A 15,180-nucleotide genomic window follows, 5' to 3' on the forward strand; every position below is an offset into this window, starting at 1 on the left:
ACCCGGGCAGGGGCGTTCAGCGCCTGCCCGGGTTAGTGGGTGCCCCAGCTGTACGTTTGTTTGTGCAGCTTGAGGTATACAAAAGTCTCGGTGGCGCGTACCGCCGGGATCGCACGGATCTTGCCGAGAATCTCCAGGAGGTGCTGATCGCCCTCACACACGACCTCGACCATGATGTCGAGGGACCCCGCCGTCAGGACGACGTAGTCGACCTCCTCGATGGAGGAGAGCTCGTCGGCCACGGCCTCCAGGTCGCCCTCGCACTTGATGCCGATCATGGCCTGGCGCGGGAAGCCGAGAGTCAGGGGGTCGGTGACCGCCACGATCTGCATGACGCCGGCGTCGAGCAGGCGCTGCACGCGCTGGCGGACCGCCGCCTCGGAGAGTCCGACGGCCTTCCCGATGGCGGCGTACGGCTTGCGGCCGTCGGCCTGGAGCTGCTCGACGATCTGTTTGGAGATCTCGTCGAGCACCACGGGGCCGTTCCTGGTGGTCCGAACCTTCGACGTGGTCATCCCCGCATAAGCCCTTCATGTTTCCGACAGGTTGCCGCCTAGGTGCGACATGTTGTCAGTTCAGCGTCCCTTGTCAAGCGATTCCGTAGCAATTTGATATCTTTCGCTACGAAATCCCTTGTCGTTGTCTGATATGTCTGTCAGAGTCGCGACAACTTTGAACACCTCAACAGGAGGTCGAAGTGACCACCCGCCTGCAGAACTACATCAACGGGAAGTTCGTCGACGCCAAGAGCGGACGCTTCTCCGACGTGGTGGATCCGAGCACCGGCGAGGTCTACGCGCAGGCGCCCCTCTCCGGTCAGGACGACGTCGACGCGGCCTATGAGGCCGCCGCCACGGCGTTCGAGACCTGGGGGCAGACCACTCCGGGTGAGCGAGCGAACCTGCTGTTGAAGATAGCCGACGCCATCGAGGCGCGCGCGGAGGAGATCAACCAGGCCGAGTGCCGCAACACCGGCAAGCCCTACGCCCGCATGAGCGAGGACGAGACGCCGGTCGCCGCCGACCACTTCCGGTTCTTCGCCGGGGCGGCCCGCACGCTGGAGGGCCCGACGGCGGGCGAGTTCCTCGCCGACCACACCTCGGTCATCCGGCACGAGCCGGTCGGCGTCATCGGCCAGGTCACGCCCTGGAACTACCCGATGATGATGGCCGTCTGGAAGATCGCCCCGGCGCTGGCGGCGGGCAACACGATCGTGCTGAAGCCCTCGGACACCACGCCCGTCTCCACGGTCAAGCTGGCCGAGATCATCGGCGACGTCCTGCCGGCCGGCGTCTTCAACGTCGTGACCGGTGACCGCGAGACCGGTTCGCTGGTCGTCTCCCACCCGACCGCATCGATGGTCGCGATCACCGGCTCGGTCGGCGCGGGCATGGCGGTGGCCAAGAGCGCCGCCGACGACCTCAAGCGCGTCCACCTGGAGCTGGGCGGCAAGGCTCCGGTCGTGGTCTTCGACGACGTCAAGGACATCAAGGCCACCGCCGAGGCCATCGCCGGCGCGGGGCTCTACAACGCCGGGCAGGACTGCACGGCGGCCTGCCGGGTGATCGTCCAGGAGTCGATCCACGACGAGTTCGCCGCCGCGCTCAAGGAGGCCGCCGCCGCGACCGTCACCGGCACCGGCGACGACGCCTTCTACGGCCCGCTCAACAACCCGAACCAGCTCGACCGGGTGAAGGGCTTCTTCGAGCGGCTGCCGGAGCACGCCACCGTGCTCACCGGCGGCGAGCAGGTCGGCGAGGCGGGCTACTTCTTCGCCCCGACCGTCGTCGACGGCCTGAAGCAGGACGACGAGATGGTGCAGACCGAGGTCTTCGGGCCGGTCATCACCGTCCAGACCTTCACCGACGAGGCCGACGCGCTGGCCAAGGCCAACGGCGTGCAGTACGGCCTGTCGAGCTCGGTCTGGACCTCCGACCACGGGCGTGCGATGCGCATGTCCAAGCGGCTCGACTTCGGGGTCGTGTGGGTCAACACCCACATCCCCTTCGTGTCGGAAATGCCGCACGGCGGCTTCAAGCACTCCGGGTACGGCAAGGACCTGTCGGTCTTCGGCCTGCACGACTACACCCGGGTGAAGCACGTCATGCACTTCATTGGTGACTAGGTAAGCGAGAGGTGATATGCCCGAGGATGTCCCCGCCATCGAGCTTGACGGCGTCGTCAAGGAGTACCTCTCGCACGGCGAGACGGTGCAGGCGGTCAAGGGTGTCAGCCTGACGATCGGGGAGGGGGAGTTCTTCTCCCTCCTCGGCCCGTCCGGGTGTGGCAAGACGACGACGATGCGCATGATCGCGGGGTTCGAGGAGCCCACCAAGGGCCTCGTCAAGCTCCTCGGGCAGGACGTCACGGACGTCCCGCCCAACAAGCGCGACATCAACATGGTCTTCCAGTCGTACGCGCTGTTCCCGCACATGAACGTGTGGGAGAACGTGGCCTTCGGGCTGCGGCGCAAGAAGGTGGCCGAGGCCGAGATCAAGAAACGCGTCGGCGACATCCTGGAGATCGTCGACCTCACGGGCCGCGAGAAGCGGCGTCCCCGGGAGATGTCCGGCGGCCAGCAGCAGCGGGTGGCGCTCGCCCGCGCGCTGGTCAACCGGCCCCGGGCGCTGCTGCTCGACGAGCCGCTGGGCGCCCTCGACCTGAAGCTGCGCCAGCAGATGCAGACCGAGCTCAAGCGCATCCAGCGGGAGGTCGGCATCACGTTCGTGTACGTGACCCACGACCAGTCCGAGGCGCTCACCATGAGCGACCGGATCGCGGTCATGAACGACGGCCTGGTCGAGCAGCTCGCCGATCCCCGGGAGATCTACGAGCGGCCCGCCTCGAAGTTCGTGGCCGGGTTCATCGGCACGTCCAACCTGCTGAGCGGCCGGGTCGACGCCGCCGACGGCGACCTGCTGGTGGTCCGCCTCGGCGAGCACGACCGCATTCTCGTACCGGGCACGGCGGCTGTGGGGGACACCGTCGACCTGACCGTGCGGCCGGAGAAGATCACGATCTCCACCGAGCGGCCCGAGGCCGGGCTGAGCATGGTCCAGGGCACCGTGGGCGAGCTCACCTACCTGGGCACGTACAACAGCTACGCGGTGGCGCTGGCCGACGGCACCGAGATCACGGTCTTCCAGCAGAACGCCCTCGACAGCTCGACCACCGCGGAACGCGGGGACGCGGTGTGGCTGTCGTGGCGGCCCCAGCACTCTTACACCCTGTCGTAACCTGCGGCGTAACCGGGGGAAATCTCCGGATAACGTCGGAAAAGTACAGCTAGGAACGACCGCTCTTCTCCCCTCGGAGCCTTGATGAACAATCCGCTTCTGCGTGGCCTGACGCAGTCCCGATACTCCCGCCGCGACGCCATCCGCGTCGCCGGTTTCTCCGCCGCCGGGCTGGCCCTGGCCGCGTGCGGCGTGCAGGGCCAGAAGGCCGCCGCCCCCGCGCCGAGCGCCGCCGCCGACTTCTGGTCGACCCAGAAGAAGAACGGGACGGTCGTCTTCGCCAACTGGCCCGAGTACATGCCCGAGGACCAGGCGCCGCTGAAGCAGTTCCAGCAGGCCACCGGGATCTCGTACGAGTACAAAGAGGTCATCCAGGAGAACGCGGAGTTCTTCGGCAAGTCGGAGCCGCAGCTCAGGGCGGGTCAGCCGCTCGGTTACGACATCATCGTCATGACCAACGGCATCCAGCTCGGCAAGATGATCCAGCTCGGCTACCTGACCGCGCTCGACCACAAGCAGCTGCCGAACTTCGCGGCCAACGCCGGCGCCAAGTACAAGAACCCGGCCTACGACGCGAACAACACCTTCACGATCCCCTACCAGGCCGGTGTCACGGGCATCGCGTACAACACCAAGTACGTCGACGAGGACATCACCAGCATCCAGTCGCTGTTCGACAAGAAGTACGAGGGCAAGGTCGGCATGATGGCCGACGCCCAGGAGATCGGCAACTTCGGCATGTTCGCCGTCGGGGTCGACCCCGACAAGTCGACCCAGGCCGACTGGGAGAAGGCCGCCGCCAAGCTCAAGGAGCAGCGCGACCAGGGCATCGTCCGCAAGTACTACGCGCAGGACTACATCGACGCCGTCGCCAAGGGCGACATCTGGCTGAGCCAGGCCTGGTCGGGCGACGTGTTCCAGCGCCAGCTCGCCGGCGAGCCGGTCAAGTTCGTGGTGCCCCAGGAGGGCGGCACGATCTGGATCGACAACATGGCGATCCCCAAGGGCGCCGCCAACCCGGTCGACGCGCTGATGCTGATGGACTTCCTCTACAAGCCCGAGGTGGCCGCCGAGCTGACGGCCTACATCCAGTACGTCACCCCGGTGACCGGCGTGCAGGAGATCCTGGCGGCCAAGGACGACAAGGACTCCAAGGCGCTGGCCGACAGCCCGCTGATCTTCCCGACCGACGCCGACTACGCGAAGCTGCGCAGCTACCGCACTCTGACCAACGCCGAGGAGCCGGTCTTCAACGGCCTCTTCCAGACCATCACCCAGGGCTGACCGAATGAGACGCTGGACGCCTTACTGGCTGGCCCTGCCCGCGTGGCTGTGGCTCGCCATCTTCCTGGTGGTGCCCATCGCGGCCATGGCCTCGGTGTCGCTGACCACGGGCAACCTCATCGACGGGTTCGCGCAGACGTTCAGCGTCTCCAACTACTCGGACGCGATCGCCAAGTACAGCACGCAGTTCCTGCGCTCGCTGCTGTACGGCGGCATCGCGACCGTGATCATGCTGGTGCTCGGCTATCCGGTGGCCTACTGGATCGCCTTCAAGGCCGGGCACCGCAAGTCCATGTTCCTGTTCCTGCTGCTCCTGCCGTTCTTCGTGTCGTTCGTGCTGCGCACGATCTCGTGGGGCTTCCTGCTCGCCGACGACGGCATCCTGTTCGGCACGCTGAAGGGCTGGGGCGTGCTGCCCGAGGACTTCCACGTGCTGGCCACGACGGTGGCGGTCATCGGCGGCCTGGTCTACAACTTCCTGCCGTTCATGATCCTGCCGATCTACGTGGCGCTGGAGCGGGTCAACCCCACGGTCATCGAGGCCGCCTACGACCTCTACGCCTCCCGGTTCGCGACCTTCCGCCGGGTGGTGCTGCCGCTGTCGCTGCCCGGGGTGTTCGCCGGCGTCCTGATGACGTTCGTGCCGGCCACGGCCGACCCGATCAACGCCCAGGTCCTGGGCGGCACCGGCAACACGATGATCGGCAACATCGTGCAGACCGAATATCTGGTCAACAACAACTATCCGACCGCGTCGGCGATCTCGTTCACCCTGATGGCCGTGCTCCTGATCGGCATCTTCATCTACGCGCGTGCCCTCGGCACCGAGAACGTGCTGGAGGCGGCGGCGAGATGAGAGGCGGACTCGGAGACCGCGTTCTCTACATCTACACGTGGCTCATCATCGGGTGGCTGTCGCTGCCCATCGCGGTGATGATCCTGTTCGGCTTCAACGACAAGCAGTCGAAGTCGAACACCTCGTGGCAGGGTTTCACGTTCAAGTGGTACCACCAGCTGTTCGCCATCGACGGCCTGACCACCGCCCTGGTGAACTCGCTGCTGATCGCGCTGATCAGCACCGTCCTGGCCACCGTGCTCGGCACCCTGCTGGGCCTGGCCGTGGGCCGCTACCGGTTCCGCGGCAAGGGCGTCACCGACTTCCTCATCTTCGCCGCGATCAGCACCCCTGAGCTGGTCATGGGCGCCTCGCTGCTGTCGCTGTTCGTGTCGGGCAACGCCCCGCGCGGCCACATCACGATCATCATCGCGCACACGCTCTTCTCGCTCGCGTTCGTCGTCGTGACGGTCCGGGCGAGGGTGGTCGGCCTCGATCCCTCCCTGGAGGAGGCCGCCCGCGACCTGGGCGCCGGGACGTGGACGACGTTCCGCCTGGTCACCCTCCCGTCGATCATGCCGGGCGTGGCGGCGGGCGCGATGCTCGCCTTCGCCCTGTCGATCGACGACTACGTCGTGACGAGTTTCGTCAACGGCTCGACCCAGACGTTCCCCCTGTGGATCATCGGCGCCGTGAAGGTCGGCATCCCGCCGCAAGTGAACGTGATGGGAACCCTTATCTTTGGTATCGGCGTACTGCTTGCCGTCGTCAATGCCGTGTCCGCCCGAAGGAAGACGACCCACTAAGGGACGTGAAATGTGTGACCCCTCCGCACAGCTTTCCTAGCATCGCGAAGGGCAAGTGCCCCCGTAGTTCCACTACGTCCGCGTGTCCCGCCCGCGCCGCCCGTCTAGGTCGGCGCGAGCCCGGCGTGTCCGCCGCGCCCACCTGATCTGACCCCGCCCCGTTGAGCCGTGCTCCGGGGCTGTCTGCTTTTCCCCCACCGATGTGACGTCGTCATGTCGGCATTTCCGCTATCCCCAAGAAAGAGATCTCGATGATGAGGCGTACCAGAAAAATTGTCGGAATCCCCGCCGGCGACGAACCCGTGTTGAGGCGATGATGGACCCCCGACGCGCGCTGGCCGATGCCGAGCGCAAGCCCTACTGGCTGGACGAGGACCCGTTCGAGCCGGCCACCCTGCCCCGCCTGTTCGGCCACACCACCGCCGACCTGGCCATCGTCGGCGGAGGGTTCTCCGGCCTGTGGACCGCCCTGCTCGCCAAGGAGCGCGACCCCCACCGCGACGTCGTGCTGCTGGAGGGCCAGAAGGTCGGCTGGGCCGCCACCGGCCGCAACGGCGGTTTCTGCCACGCCAGCCTGACCCACGGCCTGGGCAACGGGCTGGAGCGGTGGCCCTATGAGATCGCCGACCTGCACCGCATGGGCATCGAGAACTTCAACGAGATCGAAGAGACGATCAAGCGCTATGGCATCGACTGCTCCTTCGAGCGGACCGGCGAGATGAACGTCGCCACCGAGCCGTGGCAGGTCGAGGAGATGCACGAGGTCCACACGATAGGCCGCGAGCTCGGCATGGACATCCAGTACCTCGACCAGGACGAGGTGCGGGCCGAGGTCAACTCCCCGACCTACATCGCCGGCGTCTGGGAGCGCGGCGAGTGCGCCATGATCGACCCGGCCCGGCTCGCGTGGGGCCTGCGTCAGGCGTGCCTGAAGCTCGGGGTCCGCATGTACGAGCACTCGCCCGTCCGCGAGATCACCACGCTCGGCCCGTCGATGCAGCTCAAGTCCGTGTACGGAACCGTGCGCGCCCGCCGGGTCGCGCTGGGCACGGGCGTCTTCTCCCCGCTGCTGCGCCGGTTGAAGTACTACGTCGTGCCCGTGTACGACTACGCCCTGATGACCGAGCCGCTGAGCCAGGCCCAGCTCGACTCGATCGGCTGGAAGAACCGCCAGGGCATGGGCGACTCGGCCAACCAGTTCCACTACTACCGGCTGACCGACGACAACAGCATCCTGTGGGGCGGCTACGACGCGGTCTACTACAACGGCGGGCAGGTCCGCCCGACCTACGACCAGCGCGACACCACCTTCACCACCCTGGCCGAGCACTTCTACGAGACCTTCCCGCAGCTGGAGGACGTGCGGTTCTCCCACAAGTGGGGCGGCGTCATCGACACGTGCAGCCGGTTCTCGGCCTTCTTCGGCACCGCCTACGGCACCCGCCTCGCCTACGCGGTCGGCTACACGGGCCTCGGCGTGGCGGCGACGCGGTTCGGCGCCAACGTGATGCTCGACCTCCTCGACGGCCGGGACACCGAGCGGACCAGGCTGCACATGGTCCGCCAGAAGCCGGTGCCCTTCCCGCCTGAGCCCGTCAGGTCGGGGGTGATCCAGCTGACCCGGTGGTCGCTGGCCCAGGCCGATGCCAACGGGGGCCGCCGCAACATGTGGCTGCGCACTCTCGACCGGCTCGGGCTGGGATTCGACTCATGAGATCTTTACGTCAACACTGAGGGGATGAGAGTCGAGTTCACCGCAGGCACCCTCCGGCTCGTCGGCGAGCTGAGGGTGCCCACGGGCCCGGGTCCCCACCCGGCGCTTGTCTTCACCGGCCCCTTCACCGGTGTGAAAGAGCAGGTCACCGGGCTCTACGCCGAACGTCTCACCGACCTCGGCTACGTCACGCTGGCCTTCGACCACCGCAACTGGGGTGAGTCCGACGGCCAGCCGCGCCGTCACGAGGATCCCCAGGGCAAGCTGGAGGACCTGCGGGCGGCGGTGAGCTACCTGCGCTCCCGCCCCGAGGTCAGGTCAGAGGCGATCGGCGCGGTCGGCATCTGCCTCGGCGGCGGCTACGCGCTGAAGTTCGCCGCCTTCGACCCCCGGGTCCGGCTGTTCGTGGGCATCGCGGGGGGCTACAACAGCCCCTACACGATGCGGTCGGGCGACTGGTGGACGGGCGCGCTCAAGACGTTCACCGAGGTGCTGGAGCGGCAGGACCAGGGGGCCCGGCCCGAATACGTGCCGGCGGTGGGTTCGGCCGACGCCGCGATGGGCGGCGACGAGCCCTTCCAGTACTACGGAACCACGCGCGGCGAGGCCGCCGGCTGGGTCAACGAGGTGACGAGGGCCTCGTTGCGCGAGCTGATCACGATGGACAACATGATGGGCGCCGACTTCCTGTCCCCGAAGCCCGCCCTGCTCGTTCACGGCGTGGTCGACGCCTACTGCGCGCCCGAGGGCGCCCACGAGGCGCACGCCCGCCTGTCCGAGCCGAAGAAGCTGGTCTGGCTCGACGCCAAGCTCCACGTCGACCTCTACGACACCGAGCCCTACGTCAGCCAGGCGGTGGAGGCGGTGGCGGAGTTCCTCAGCGTCCACCTGCCAGCCACCGCACGGGGTTCACACGGGTGACCAGGTCGGGCACGCCCTCCACCTCGAACAGCCGCGCGTAGCCCTCGCCGCCGTAGGGGGCGAGGTGGCCCCGGCGGGTCACCCCGGCGCTGAACAGGACGCGTTCGCCGTGCCCGGCGTCGAGCAGGGTGAAGACGTCGTCGGGGCAGGTCACGGTGACGTAGGCGCCGGTCTCGCAGATCTTGCGCTGGGCCAGCGGGTCGTTGGTCCTGACGTTGACCCGCTGGGCCGGCACCTTGTGGTGCAGCAGCGTCTCCAGCAGCGCCAGCCCGCTGGTCGCGACGGGCAGGTCGGTCCGCAGCGAGGCGCGGGCGGCGGCGACGGCCGCGCGCTCCTCGGCGGGGGTGGGGGTCTCGTCGTGGGAGGCGCTGACGATGATCCCGGGCCGGGCGGAGGTGCCGTCGAGGCCGACGCCGATCTCCCGCAGCAGGTCTCCGGTCAGGTCGTCGACCCCGGCCTTCCTGATGAGCTCCCCGGCGAAGGGCTCGGCGCCGAACCCGGTCGCCGCGACGATCGCGACCCGGCTCCCGGCCGCCATGCGGGTCAGCGCGGTGGTGTCACGCCCCATGCCGAGGCCGGTGTGGTCGACGACCAGGGAGAGGCCGAACTCCCGGTTGAGGCGGGTCAGCTCGGCGGTGACGTGGCCCTCTTCGTCCAGCCACCGTTCAGGATCGGACTCGACCCCGACGCCCCAGCGGGTGTCGGACCGCAGGGTCTCCCAGGGGAGCACGGGACCTTCGACGGAACTGACCGGGACGGTCCCGGCGACGGTCTGGATGCGAGCCTCGAACATGACCGGACATTAGCCGATTTTGAGGCGTGATCAGGTCATTCTTGGGATTCCTTTACCCCGGAGTGTGAGTGTTTGTCGGCTCTGCCGCCGCGCAGGCCGTCTTCGCCGGGTCCTTCACGACGAAGATCTCGTCCAGGAGCTGCGCCTCGGCCGGGACCGCCGGGGGCGTGGCGTGGCCGGGCACCCAGTAGACCTTGACGTCGTAGTCGTGGTCGGCGTCGCGGGGGTCCTCGACGCCGACGCGCACCGGCACCTTCCAGGTCCCGTCGTGGGCCGGTCGCAGGTCGTGCACGCCCGTGCCGCCGACGACCAGCCACAGCTTCCCGGCGCCGGGAGGGATGGCCGTGCCGGAGACGGTCGTGCAGGTCGGGGTGAAGCCGCCGTCGACCGGATGGTTGATGTGCACCATCCCGTAGCTGACCGCGAGCGGCGTCCGCGCCGGGGTCGCGACGCCGGTCTGCCGCACGAGGGAGACGGCCAGTCCGGCGGTCATCAACGAGAATCCCGCGATGACAAAAGGCATAAGTCGCGATTGGGTGGATTTGTTGGAAAGGCTGACCACCAGAAGGGCCAAAGCGGCGAATCCGGCGAACAGGCTGACCGGCCCGAGGTATTTGTCGGACAAATCCGAATCTGAGTATCCCCAAGCCACCGCGACGGCAACACCGCAGGCAGCGGCCATGATCCGGATGGTGATTCCCATAAAGGGGAGTATGGGGGAGTGTCCTCAGATCATTTGGGGAAAATCGATTCACCGCCCCTTTTGTGAATAAAGGGGCGGTGAATGGTCAGCCGTGCAGCGCGGGTTCCGGCTGCTTCGCCGGGGAGACCGCGCGCGCCGCGACCTTGCCCGTGTTCGCCAGCGCGACGACGAGCACGATGTCCAGGACGACCACGATCCGCTCCAGCAGCCCGTAGTAGTCCTCCCCGCCGATCAGCCCCGACACCGGGGACGTCGGGTGGCTCAGCAGGTAGAACGCCAGGACGGCGCCGCTCACCCGGGCCAGCACGCCGATCGCCCCGAGCGGCCCCCGCCGCGTCAGGATCCAGCCGGCCACCGGGATCGAGGTGAACACCGCCGCCGTCGACCAGCGGTGGATCTCACCGGCGAGCGAGGTGACGGTCGGCGACACGTCGGTCGGGAAGACGGTGGCCAGGACCAGCCCGGCCGCCGCGACGATCAGCAGGAAGCGCGTCGCCGCGGTCCGGGAGGGGTCGAGCCGGGTCAGCGTCCAGGCCGTCGCCACGCAGCCCGCCGCCAGGGCCATCATGCCGAGAGCGAAGATCGTCTCGGTCATGGTGCTCGTCACGGCGTAGTCGCTCAGCAGGCCCGTCATCGGGTCGATCAGGTCGGGAAAGAACAGGTGCAGGGCCAGCATCAGCAGCAGAGCCGCCGCCGGGCCCGCCGTCGCCAGCAGGATCATGGGTCCCCCGTTTAATGGACAGCCGATATGGGTGAGTGGTGCAGGACTTCCCCGTAGATCGCCTCGAAACGGGCCAGCGACCGTTCGTGCGTGTGGGCCGCGGCCAGCGCGAGGCTCGCCCTGCCCATCGCGGCCCGCTCCTCGTCGTGGGTGAGGATGAACTTCAGGTGGCGGGCCAGCTCTGAGACGTCCCCGTGGGTGTAGAGGTGGCCGTTGCCCTCGATCAGGTGCGGCAGCGCCATCGCGTCGGCGGCGACGACCGGCAGGCCACTCGCCATCGCCTCCAGGGTGGCGATGCTCTGGAGCTCGGCCGTGCCGGGCATGCAGAACACGTCGGCGACGGCGTACGCCTGGGGGAGGTCCGCGTCGGCGACGAAGCCGAGGAACTTCACGTTGTCCCCGGCGCCGACCCGGTGGGCCAGCCGCTCCAGGTACTCCCTGCGGTTGCCCTGGCCGACGAAGACGGCCTGGCAGTCGACGTCGTTGAGCAGCTTCGGCAGCGCCAGCACGATCTCGTCGAGGTGCTTCTCCTCGTCGAGGCGGCCGACGAACATGATCGTCGGACGTTCCGGGACGCCGAACCGGCGGCGCGCCCAGGCCTGCGGCTGCGGGTGGAACCGGGACAGGTCGATGCCGCACGACACCGGCTCGACCTCGCTGCGCAGGCCCTTGGCCGAGAGCAGGCCGGCGGCCAGCGGAGTGGGCGTGGTGACGTGGTCGGCCCGTTCGAAGATCCGGTTGAGGTCCTTCCAGGCCAGCTCGCCGACGCGGCGGCGCAGCCGCTGGGGGACCCCGGTGAACTGGAAGAGGTTGTCCGGCATGAAGTGGTTGGTGGCCACCACCGGCAGCCCGGCCCGCTTGGCGGCGGCCACGGCGGAGCGGCCGACCACGAAGTGGCCCTGGGTGTGCACGACGTCGGGCCCGATGCGCCGGACCAGCCGGTCCATGGTGCGGCCGAGCCCGGCCGGGACGGTGAACCGCATCGTCGGGTGGACCATCAGGCGGGCCGACCTCAGCCGGTGCACGAGCACCCCGTCCAGCACGTCGGTGACCGGCGGGCCGTCGTCGGAGGTGCACACGACGTGCACCTCCGTCCCCCGGGCCGCGAGGCCGGAGGCCAGGCGGTGGGTGAAATAGGCCGCGCCGTTCACGTCGGGCGGGTAGGTGTCGGTCGCTATCAGCACCCGGCGGGGGCGGGACTGCGCTACCGACGCCTCGGCGAGGGTGAGGCTCATGGGGGCTCCGTTCACCTTTTCGACAGGGGGGTGGTTCTGGCGAGCGCGACCGTGCCGGCCGCGGCCAGGGCGGCGGCCGCGGTGGCGGCCAGGCCGTTGGCGGGCAGGGGTTCACCGAGCAGGAGCGCGCCGAAGGACACCGCGGTCACCGGGTCGGTGACCTGCAACGCCGCGAAGGCCACCCCGAAGTGCCCGATCGCGTACGCCTTCTGCAGCAGCATCAGCGCCATGACCAGCGGGATCGGCAGGGCCAGGGCGAACCAGAGCTGGCTCGGCCAGCCGTCGGCGATGACCCGCATCAGGGTGGACGCCGCGCCGTACATGACCCCGGCGGAGACGGCCAGCAGGGCGGTGCGCCCCGGCGGCGCGATCCGGGTGGCGGCGGCCAGGCAGAGGAGGGCGACGCCGCCCGCCAGACCCAGCATCAGGGTCACCTCGGCGCCGGTCATGCTCGGTGGCCGCGACGGCACCGGGACCATCAGGACCAGCGCGATCAGGCCGATCGCGACCATCGCCCCGGCCGCCAGCTCGCGCCGGGAGGTCGTGCGCCCGTGCAGCGCGGCGGCGATGGGGAGCGCGAACAGCAGGCTGGCCACACCCATGGGCTGCACGATCGTCAGCGGGCCGATGCTCAGGGCGTAGACGTGCAGGAGTCCGCCCGCGGCGATCACCGCGCCGCCGGCCAGCCAGCGCGGCCGGCGCAGCAGGACCAGCAGGCGGGGCTCGTTCCCGGTGGCCGCCACGTGCTGCTGGAGGGCGGCGCCGAGGGCGAAGAAGAGCGAACCGGCAAGGGCTACGGCCGCTGACGGCGCCGCCGCGAGCATGGTCATGGTGCGGACTCCTCTCCCCTGGATGAAGCCATGGCACGGTGGCCGGAACGCCGCGATACGGCGTCCGGTTCGGGAACTCGTGGGAGATTTCCGCTGTCGTGCCTGACTGCTAAGCGCAGCCTGGTTCAAACGGGGGAGAGATCCATCCGGGATCGCCCCTGAGATGACGACCGGTCATCCCTGGGCGCGATCTCGGGGAATTCATCAGCGTGTTCTCAGCTCATGGTCTTGCCGCCGTTGACGGCGATCCGCTGCCCGGTGACGAACCGGGAGGCGTCGGAGGCGAAGAACGCGACCGTGTCGGCGACGTCGGCGGGGGTGCCCATGTGGGGGAGAGCGAGGGTCTTCCGGTACGACTCGTGGTCGTCGGCCGGGACGGAGGCGTGGCGTTCGACCGGGATCCAGCCGGGCTCGACGGTGTTGACCGTGATGCCGTGGGGTCCCAGGGCGCGGGCCCACGATCGGGTCAGGCCGTGCATGGCCATCTTGGCGGCGACGTACTGGGAGAACTCGGGGTTGCCCAGGTCGGCGACCTCGCTGCCGATGTTGATGATGCGGCCGGTCCCGGCGGCCTTCATCCCGGGCAGCACCGCCTGGAGGATCAGCAGCGGGGCCTTGACGAAGAACTTGAGCTGGTCGAGGTGGTCGTCCCAGGTCAGGTCCTCGACGGGGATCTCCGGCTGCGGGCCGGTGGCGTTGTTGACCACGACCGCGATCGGCCCGGCGGCGGCGATGGCGGCGGCGACCGCCTCCTCGGAGGTGACGTCGAACCGCGCGACGTCGATCGAGTGACCCCGGGAGCGCACCCGGTCGGCGACCGCGGTGGCCCCGGCGGTGTCGTGGGCGTAGTTGAGCAGGACGTGCCACCCGTCGGCGGCGAGACGTTCGGCGATGACGGCGCCGAGCCCGCGGCTGGCGCCGGTGACGAGAGCGGTTCCTTCAGGCAAGGGAGGTCCTTTCAGACGTGCACGGGAACAGGTGCCGATACTCGCGGACGCAGCACCGGCGCCGCCAGGGCGATCGCCGCCACGGCCCCGGTGACCAGCAGGAACGAGACGCGGGGTGAGAAGGCGTCGGCGACCGCGCCGAACAGCGTGGGCCCGCCGAGCCCGGCGAACAGGGTCAGCATGGCGACCCCCGACACGCCCTCCCCGGGAGAGGGCGCGGCGTCGGCGGCGGCGCTGAAGGCCTGCGGCACCACGGTGGCCAGCCCGAGCCCGATCAGCGCGAACCCGAGCGCCGCCACCCAGGTCACCGGCGCGAGCACGACCAGCAGGCCCCCGGCGAGCCCGGTCAGCGCTCCGGCCCGGACGGTCCGCACGATCCCGAGCCGCACGATCACCGCCACCGACCCCAGCCGGGAGGCCGCGGCGGTGCAGGCGAAGGCGACGTAGGCGAGCGCCGCCGCGACGGCGTCGGCCCCGGTCACGTCGCGGACGTAGATGCCCGACCAGTTGACCACCGAGCTCTCGGCGAAGGAGGAGCAGAAGGCCAGCAGCCCGATCGCGAGCACCGGCCGGGACGGCAGCGCCAGCCCCCGCCCGGGGACGCCGGCGTCGGGACGTACCGGAAGGGAACGGGCGGCCAGCGCGGCGGCGCCCGCCGTCAGGACCGCGACGGCGCCCAGGTGGAGCGGCGCGCCGACCTGGAAGGTGGCGGCGAGGGCGCCGGCCCCCGCGCCGGCCAGCATGCCGACCGACCACATGCCGTGCAGGCGCGTCATGATCGGCTGACCGGCGGCCTTCTGGACGCCGGAGGCCTCCGCGTTGACCGCGACGTTGGAGGCCCCGGCGGCGGCGCCGTAACAGACGAGGGCCAGGCAGAGGAAGGGGAGACTGGGGGACAGCGCGGGAAGCCCGAGGGTGAGGCAGTAGATCGGGACGAGGACCGCGGTGGCGTTCCGCGCCCCGAGGCGGGCTAACAGGGGCCCGGCGGCGAGCAGGCCGATGATCGACCCGCCCGCCGTGGCCAGCAGGACGAGACCGAGGGTGGTGGCCGACAGACCCAGGTGCTCCTGGATCCAGGGGATGCGCGTGGACCAGCTTCCCGCCACCAGTCCGTGGCTCAGGAAGACCAGCGAGATCGCGCGACGCATTTCATAC

15 protein-coding genes are annotated in these 15,180 nt (G+C 69.2%); 7 read left to right on the forward strand and 8 right to left on the reverse strand.

Features of this window, described 5'->3' with window-relative positions; genetic code table 11:
• Positions 1-32 precede the first annotated feature (32 nt).
• Entirely contained in the window at positions 33-515 is a 483-nt protein-coding gene (locus tag AW270_RS21910) for an Lrp/AsnC family transcriptional regulator (protein WP_061296984.1), read from the reverse strand.
• A 182-nt stretch (positions 516-697) separates the two neighbouring features.
• On the opposite strand from AW270_RS21910, the gene AW270_RS21915 reads away from it, so the two are divergent.
• From AW270_RS21915 to AW270_RS21945, 7 genes are all read left to right on the forward strand, one after another.
• Positions 698-2,125 (forward strand): gamma-aminobutyraldehyde dehydrogenase, encoded by a 1,428-nt coding sequence (locus AW270_RS21915; RefSeq protein WP_061296985.1) that lies wholly within the window; start codon positions 698-700, stop codon positions 2,123-2,125.
• Positions 2,126-2,141: 16 nt separating this feature from the next.
• Entirely contained in the window at positions 2,142-3,236 is a 1,095-nt protein-coding gene (locus tag AW270_RS21920) for an ABC transporter ATP-binding protein (RefSeq protein ID WP_061296986.1), read from the forward strand.
• Between the two features lie 84 nt (positions 3,237-3,320).
• Positions 3,321-4,520, forward strand: coding sequence for an ABC transporter substrate-binding protein (locus AW270_RS21925; RefSeq protein WP_061296987.1), 1,200 nt, complete (start codon positions 3,321-3,323; stop codon positions 4,518-4,520).
• Positions 4,521-4,524: 4 nt separating this feature from the next.
• Positions 4,525-5,376, forward strand: a complete 852-nt coding sequence (locus AW270_RS21930; RefSeq protein ID WP_061296988.1) for an ABC transporter permease — start codon at positions 4,525-4,527, stop codon at positions 5,374-5,376.
• Positions 5,373-6,161: an ABC transporter permease gene (locus AW270_RS21935; protein ID WP_061296989.1), complete on the forward strand. Its 789-nt coding sequence runs from the start codon at positions 5,373-5,375 to the stop codon at positions 6,159-6,161. Before AW270_RS21930 ends, AW270_RS21935 begins: the two co-directional genes overlap by 4 nt.
• Before the next feature lie 316 nt (positions 6,162-6,477).
• Positions 6,478-7,875 (forward strand): NAD(P)/FAD-dependent oxidoreductase, encoded by a 1,398-nt coding sequence (locus tag AW270_RS21940; RefSeq protein ID WP_061297032.1) that lies wholly within the window; start codon positions 6,478-6,480, stop codon positions 7,873-7,875.
• 24 nt (positions 7,876-7,899) lie between these two features.
• A complete protein-coding gene (locus tag AW270_RS21945) occupies positions 7,900-8,796 on the forward strand; it encodes an alpha/beta hydrolase (RefSeq protein ID WP_061296990.1) in 897 nt (298 codons plus the stop codon).
• Here the strand turns inward: AW270_RS21945 and AW270_RS21950 are convergent.
• From AW270_RS21950 to AW270_RS21980, 7 genes are all read right to left on the reverse strand, one after another.
• A complete protein-coding gene (locus AW270_RS21950) occupies positions 8,753-9,589 on the reverse strand; it encodes a phosphotriesterase family protein (RefSeq protein ID WP_061296991.1) in 837 nt (278 codons plus the stop codon). The two genes, AW270_RS21945 and AW270_RS21950, sit on opposite strands and share 44 nt — an antisense overlap.
• Positions 9,590-9,641: 52 nt before the next feature.
• On the reverse strand, positions 9,642-10,082 hold the full coding sequence (locus AW270_RS21955; protein ID WP_061296992.1) for a hypothetical protein: 441 nt from the start codon (positions 10,080-10,082) through the stop codon (positions 9,642-9,644).
• 295 nt (positions 10,083-10,377) lie between these two features.
• On the reverse strand, positions 10,378-11,013 hold the full coding sequence (locus tag AW270_RS21960; protein ID WP_061296993.1) for a DUF998 domain-containing protein: 636 nt from the start codon (positions 11,011-11,013) through the stop codon (positions 10,378-10,380).
• An 11-nt stretch (positions 11,014-11,024) separates the two neighbouring features.
• Positions 11,025-12,248: a glycosyltransferase gene (locus AW270_RS21965; RefSeq protein ID WP_061296994.1), complete on the reverse strand. Its 1,224-nt coding sequence runs from the start codon at positions 12,246-12,248 to the stop codon at positions 11,025-11,027.
• Between the two features lie 11 nt (positions 12,249-12,259).
• A complete protein-coding gene (locus tag AW270_RS21970) occupies positions 12,260-13,078 on the reverse strand; it encodes a DMT family transporter (protein ID WP_061296995.1) in 819 nt (272 codons plus the stop codon).
• Between the two features lie 215 nt (positions 13,079-13,293).
• Positions 13,294-14,025: an SDR family oxidoreductase gene (locus tag AW270_RS21975; protein ID WP_061296996.1), complete on the reverse strand. Its 732-nt coding sequence runs from the start codon at positions 14,023-14,025 to the stop codon at positions 13,294-13,296.
• An 11-nt stretch (positions 14,026-14,036) separates the two neighbouring features.
• Entirely contained in the window at positions 14,037-15,173 is a 1,137-nt protein-coding gene (locus AW270_RS21980; RefSeq protein ID WP_061296997.1) for an MFS transporter, read from the reverse strand.
• Positions 15,174-15,180: the final 7 nt, after the last annotated feature.

It is taken from the genome of Herbidospora cretacea (assembly GCF_001570605.1).
In the GTDB taxonomy this organism is placed as follows: Bacteria; Actinomycetota; Actinomycetes; order Streptosporangiales; family Streptosporangiaceae; genus Herbidospora; species Herbidospora cretacea.